This window comes from Roseiarcus sp. (genome assembly GCF_052145395.1).
Taxonomy (GTDB): Bacteria; Pseudomonadota; Alphaproteobacteria; order Rhizobiales; family Beijerinckiaceae; genus Roseiarcus.
In genome coordinates this window covers 1-5,040 of record NZ_JBKQOT010000359.1, presented here as the reverse complement: position 1 = coordinate 5,040, position 5,040 = coordinate 1, and the positions used below count along the sequence as shown (strand labels likewise).

4 protein-coding genes and 1 pseudogene are annotated in these 5,040 nt (G+C 65.4%); 1 reads left to right on the top strand and 4 read right to left on the bottom strand.

Annotated elements, in window-relative coordinates:
* Nucleotides 1–98 precede the first annotated feature (98 nt).
* Nucleotides 99–401, top strand: a pseudogene (locus ACLP25_RS12080) (NAD(P)H-binding protein); the annotation flags it as partial.
* Nucleotides 402–461: 60 nt separating this feature from the next.
* Here ACLP25_RS12080 and ACLP25_RS12075 read toward each other — a convergent pair.
* From ACLP25_RS12075 to ACLP25_RS12060, 4 genes are all read right to left on the bottom strand, one after another.
* Complete coding sequence (locus ACLP25_RS12075; RefSeq protein WP_442469439.1) at nt 462–1,331, bottom strand: glycosyltransferase family 2 protein; 870 nt, start codon at nt 1,329–1,331, stop codon at nt 462–464.
* Nucleotides 1,328–1,828 (bottom strand): hypothetical protein, encoded by a 501-nt coding sequence (locus tag ACLP25_RS12070; RefSeq protein WP_442469438.1) that lies wholly within the window; start codon nt 1,826–1,828, stop codon nt 1,328–1,330. The genes ACLP25_RS12075 and ACLP25_RS12070 overlap by 4 nt, the downstream gene beginning before the upstream one ends.
* Nucleotides 1,829–1,938: 110 nt before the next feature.
* Complete coding sequence (locus ACLP25_RS12065) at nt 1,939–3,426, bottom strand: PqqD family peptide modification chaperone (protein ID WP_442469437.1); 1,488 nt, start codon at nt 3,424–3,426, stop codon at nt 1,939–1,941.
* A 37-nt stretch (nt 3,427–3,463) separates the two neighbouring features.
* A partial coding sequence (locus ACLP25_RS12060) for an asparagine synthase-related protein (RefSeq protein WP_442469436.1) occupies nt 3,464–5,040 on the bottom strand: 1,577 nt, incomplete at its 5' end.

Sequence of the window (5,040 nt, the reverse complement as noted above, 5' to 3'; positions counted from 1 at the left end):
TTTGGCGGATGTCGGATAAAGACGTGCTGGGCAAGGCTCTTCGGCAGATCCTCCATCTCCACTATGAGCCATCCGGTTAAGGTTGCGGTGAGAACGGCATGACGACTCCCTACTGCGTTGTCGGCTGCACCCGCGGAACCGGGCTGCAGATTGCCCGCCAGCTCGCGGAACGAGGGGCACCGGTCTTGGGCGTCGCCCGTGATCCGGTGAAGGCGCGCGGTCTGCTTCCGGCTGCGGCCGAGATCCGCGCGGGCGACGTCACTGACCCCAGCTCGCTCTCGGCCGCGCGCCTTGGCGCGTGTTGCGCGATCTTCTTCGCGGTGACATATGAGGGCCTGGTGAACGTCGTCGACGCCGCCAAGGCGGCGGCGTTCACCGGCCGATTCGTTCTCGTGTCCGGGATGGGGTCCGAGCTCCCGTCCTTCACGTCGTTCGCCATGGCGCGACGCGTCTCGCCGGTCTCATCGCGCCGCGTAAAATCGGTCGAGTTCGCGTTCGCTGATAGCGATCTCGGTGGAAACGTAGGCCCGTTCGCTGTCCGAACGGCACAACGGCGCCTTGCCGTTGTGGTAGATGAGCACGGATTTCAGCCACCGCTCGAGGGCGTCGCGTGACACGCCTGCCCCGGTCAGGTTGTCCCCGAACCGGCGCACCCTGACGCCGATCCGCTCGTCGAACACGAAAGACTGGCCGGCGGCCGCGACGAACAGGAAGAGGTCGCAGTCTTCCATAATCGTAAGAACCGGACTGAACCACGGCGTTCTGCGAACGGCGTCGCGGCGTAGGACGACGCTGGGCGTCATGGGAACAAACTCGCTCATGACGAAGGCTCTTCGGCAGGTCTCGGCGTCCAGGAGATGGAAGCCGCCTCCAAGCGACCTGTTCGCCGCAGCCACAGGAGCGGATTGCCCCCGAATCGCCGCCTCGAGCCGCTCAGCCGACCAGACGCTGGCGATGTCCTCGAACTCCACGGCCGAGAAATAGACGCTCGTCTCGGGGCCGGCCGCGAGCGCTTCGATGGCGCGCGCAAGATGCGCAGGCGCCCAGAGGTCGTCCGAATCGAGAAAGGCGACAAGCTCATAGTCGCCCGGCGCCTCGATTGCCGCGTTGCGGGCGGCGGCGGCGCCCTGATGGCGGAGAGGGATGAGGCGGATGCGCGCATCCCTCGCGCGGAAGTCCTCGACGACCCGCGCGGTGTCGTCGGTCGACCCGTCGTCCGCCACGACAATTTCGAAATCGGCAAACGTCTGGTCGAGAACGGAAGCCAGCGCCTCGCCTACGCAGCCGCTGCGGTTAAATGCAGGGATGATGACGCGGATGAGCGGGCTCAAGGAGAAAGGCCCGGAAAGTCGTCGAGACTCATATGCGGAAGGCCCTGCAGCGCGCTCCTGTCGCTGAGATTGACCACCTGGACGCCCTCCGTCGCAAGTTCGCGACTGAGCTCGAGGAACATGCGATCGAGCGCTTCGGCGCACGCATTGAGGTTATGAGAAGCGCTGGAGTCGAAAAAATAGCCGCCGCGGAAGTCGACGCCGATCAGGCCGATCGGGTTTGCGCCCATGAAACCCGCCAGCCCGAGCGCCAGATAGGTCGAGGTTAGCGGCGCGCCACGGTGGTAGAGGCCGCTCTCGTCGGCCGCTCGCGCGGTTTCCGAGAAAGTAAGCGGGCACGAAACGACGTGGGCGCCGGAAATTCCCGTGTCGGCGTCGGTGAAGATGAACCGCGATCCGGAGCCTTCGATGAACCGGCGGCGATCGGGCGGAAAGGCTTCGAGCGCGTCCATGCAAACGAGGTAGGTCGGGTCGAAGGCGCGGCCAATGTCATTCACGCCGATGCTCGAGCAGGAGGGCGGCGCGCGCAGCGAAGTGAGCGACTCCCCGAGCCCGCACGCCACCATCGGCTCGCCCCGGTGTAGGCGACGAAAATCGGCAAAGGCTTTCACGCGACCGCAGCCACCCCGCATTTGACCATATGGTCCAGCGCGTCGGATACGTCTTTTTGAATCTCAGCCTCGCCGCCTTCGAAGTCTCTTACGATAAGACTGACCATTTCCCTTGCCGTGCGCGGCGTCTCGAGCAGGGACCAGATCAGCGCGCCGGCGTCATCCATGGCGACGCAATCGCCGCTGTCCACGTTCATCACGAGCCGCCAACCCCGGTCGTCGGGAACGGAGATAGCGCGGCCGTCGCGGGCGATGCGTTGGTCGAGGCCGATTCTTGCTGGCGGGGGTTGAGGGGCGGCGGCCGCCGAAGCGTCCTCGAAGCCTCGCCGCAACACGTCGAAGGCGATGCAGACGCGGTCCTTCGCGAGATGTGTCGGCCACGTGCGGTGGGCGAAATAGGATGGGAACAGGATCAGATCGCCGGCGCGCGGCTGAAGCCTGAATCCGGGCCATGCGGCGACGGGACCGGGGGCGCCCAGCGGGAGCGGTCCGAATTCGATTTGTCCGGCGTGGGGCGCGTCGCTCTCCGAGAGGTCCGGCATCTCGACATAGAAGACGCCGCTTAGCCACCCATCGGGGTGGATATGCCAATCCTCATGGCCGACCCCGTGCACGGACACGACCCAGCTAACCAGTCTTGCCTGATCCGGTTTCATCGCGGCCATCGGCTGATCGTCAGGCGGCAGGGCCAACAGGTCCGCCCGCTTCTCGACATAGTCCGCAATGGCCGCCTGAATGTGCTGAAAGATTGCATCGAGCCAGACATTGCCGGCCACAATGTGGGCGACCTCGATGCGCCTGCCGCTCCCGACGGTCGCCTTCGCTCTCGGCAGGCCGGTCCAACGGTCCGACGCGCTCAAGCTCCCGGCGAGCTCGCGCATCCAACTTGGCTCGAGCCCAAGCGATCTGTGCTCGACCCAGATCTCTTTGTCGGTCATCCGCTGCACGAATGCGAGCTCATCTGGCGTGCGGGCGGCCAGCGCCAAGGCCGACGCCATCCGCGGAGTCCATCGTCCGCCGGCTCGTAGGCGCCCGCACAAATCCCACAATTCCGTCTGACGCTTTCTGACCAACAAAGTCTTGAAGACGACGAGCCCGGACCAATCGTCCTCAGGGTTCTGCTCCAAGGTCTCGCGCGCAATCGCATAAGCCTCCGACGTCTTCTGCGACTCGTGCAGGACGCGCGCCCATGGTCCCCTGCTCTCCGCATTTCCGACGGCGACGGCGCGCTCGAACGCCCGCTCGGCAAGTCCGCTATCGCCCATCGCGAAGGCCGCCAAGCCAAGATAATGCAGGCATTCCGGGTCCGGCGCCGAAGCATCCAAGAGCGGCTTGAACTGTTCCACCTGCTCCTCGAGCGCATCTTCGACGAAGAGGTAACGCGCCAGTCTCCGACCCGTCTCCCGATGCGACGGGTTCCGCCGGTATGCGGCGCGGATCATTCGTCCGGCCTCCTCGCGGGTGACCTGTCTGACGTCGAGCATGCGACCCTCCCTTTTTGAGATCGTGAGACTATCCCGGCTATGAGAACGATGAGGCGGGCCTGAAATCAGAGAGCTGCTTCAGCCAAACTTCAACGGTCATCGCTCGGAGCAGTAGGGCTTCAGCGCCGGTCTTCCCGGCGCAGGCTTCCTGAATTGCGTGGCGCCATCCATCCGCGTCGACCAGTCCGAGCGCCGCGAGGCGAGGCGAGTCACAAAGGTAATCTTGCCACGGCTTCGATCGGCGCAGCCCTTCCACGAAACTGCGGGTTCCCGTTCCAAACCCGATCCGCGTTCGGATGTCGTCGTCGATCAGTCCCTTGAGCGCCCTTCTCTGCAGGTAGCGGTCGCACAAGGGCAGGTGTTTCTGGGACCAAGGGATCGCCCACAGGAATTCGAACAGCGGGCGATGGAACAGGGGATAGCGGCATGCGTACAGGCCGTCCGACGCATTCTGGTCCTCCGCGCATTGCCAGAGATCGTCCAGGATGGCCTGGTGGCCGGGGGTTTTGCAGTGGGGGGCCGCGGCCTTCGGCTGGCGCGGACGGGAGCGGCGAAGCGGCCGTCTGCCGCAGAGCAGCCAGGAGGGATGCAAATGGTAAGGGGGAGGACGCACGCTGCTGCGCCGGACATGACGAAGCGCCGGCAATAAGAGGCCATGGGTCAGCCAGTAGGCAAGCGGGCGGCGCGGCCTCGACTCGCGCATCCAATGTCGCACGGGCCCGATTGCGCCCGCCAGATCGCCGGCAAACAGCGGGTCCGCCAGATGAGAAGGCGCAGGCCCCATTTCGGCGCCCATGAAGCTGTCGCCGCCGTTGCCGGTGATTTCGATGTCCGTTCCGATCAGCCCAGCAAGCGCGGCGTTCACGCGTTGGTGGATGACCGCGCTGTCGGGCGCGCCGCAAAAGCGCTGCGGCAACTCGCCGAACGGAAGAACGTCCGCGGCGTTGATGGCCTGCCAGACGAGGCCCCGGCGCTCGACAATCCGCTTGATCCACGGCGACTCGTCCGCATCGGGCCACTGCGGAGCGATGATCGAAAATGCTTTCAATCCGGGACAAGCATCGAGCGCGGGCGGTAGGAGGGTGTTGGAGTCCAGTCCGCCAGAAAGGCCGAGCCAGGCTGACGGACGATCGCGCAGCGCGCCTTTGACGGACTCGCGCACGAGGCTGAGGAAATGGTCGACATATTGCTCAGGGCTCCCGTAGACAACTGGCTCGACGCCCCTTGGATCCCAATCACTCTGTCGCGACGCGGATCCCTTGCTTATCCATAAGCTGGTTCCCGTCTCCAGTCGGCCGATCGACCTGTAGACCGTGTCCTCGGCGCCCGGGCCGCCGTCGAGAAGATAGCGCCGGACCTCCTTCAGATTGATGGAATTGCGGGCCTCGTCATCGACCAGGTCGCGCACCCTGGTCGCGAAGCGCAAGCGGCCGACCTCGAGGCTCCAGTAGAGGGGGACCACGCCGAGGGCATCGTGGGCGAGCAGGGCCTCGCCTCCCCGGCGATCGGCGACCGCCAATGCGAATTGGCCATCGAGGCGCGCAGCAAGGCGACGACCCCAGCGTTCGAAGCCCTTGGCGATGACATCGGCGACGGAAACGCCGCCGGCGCAAC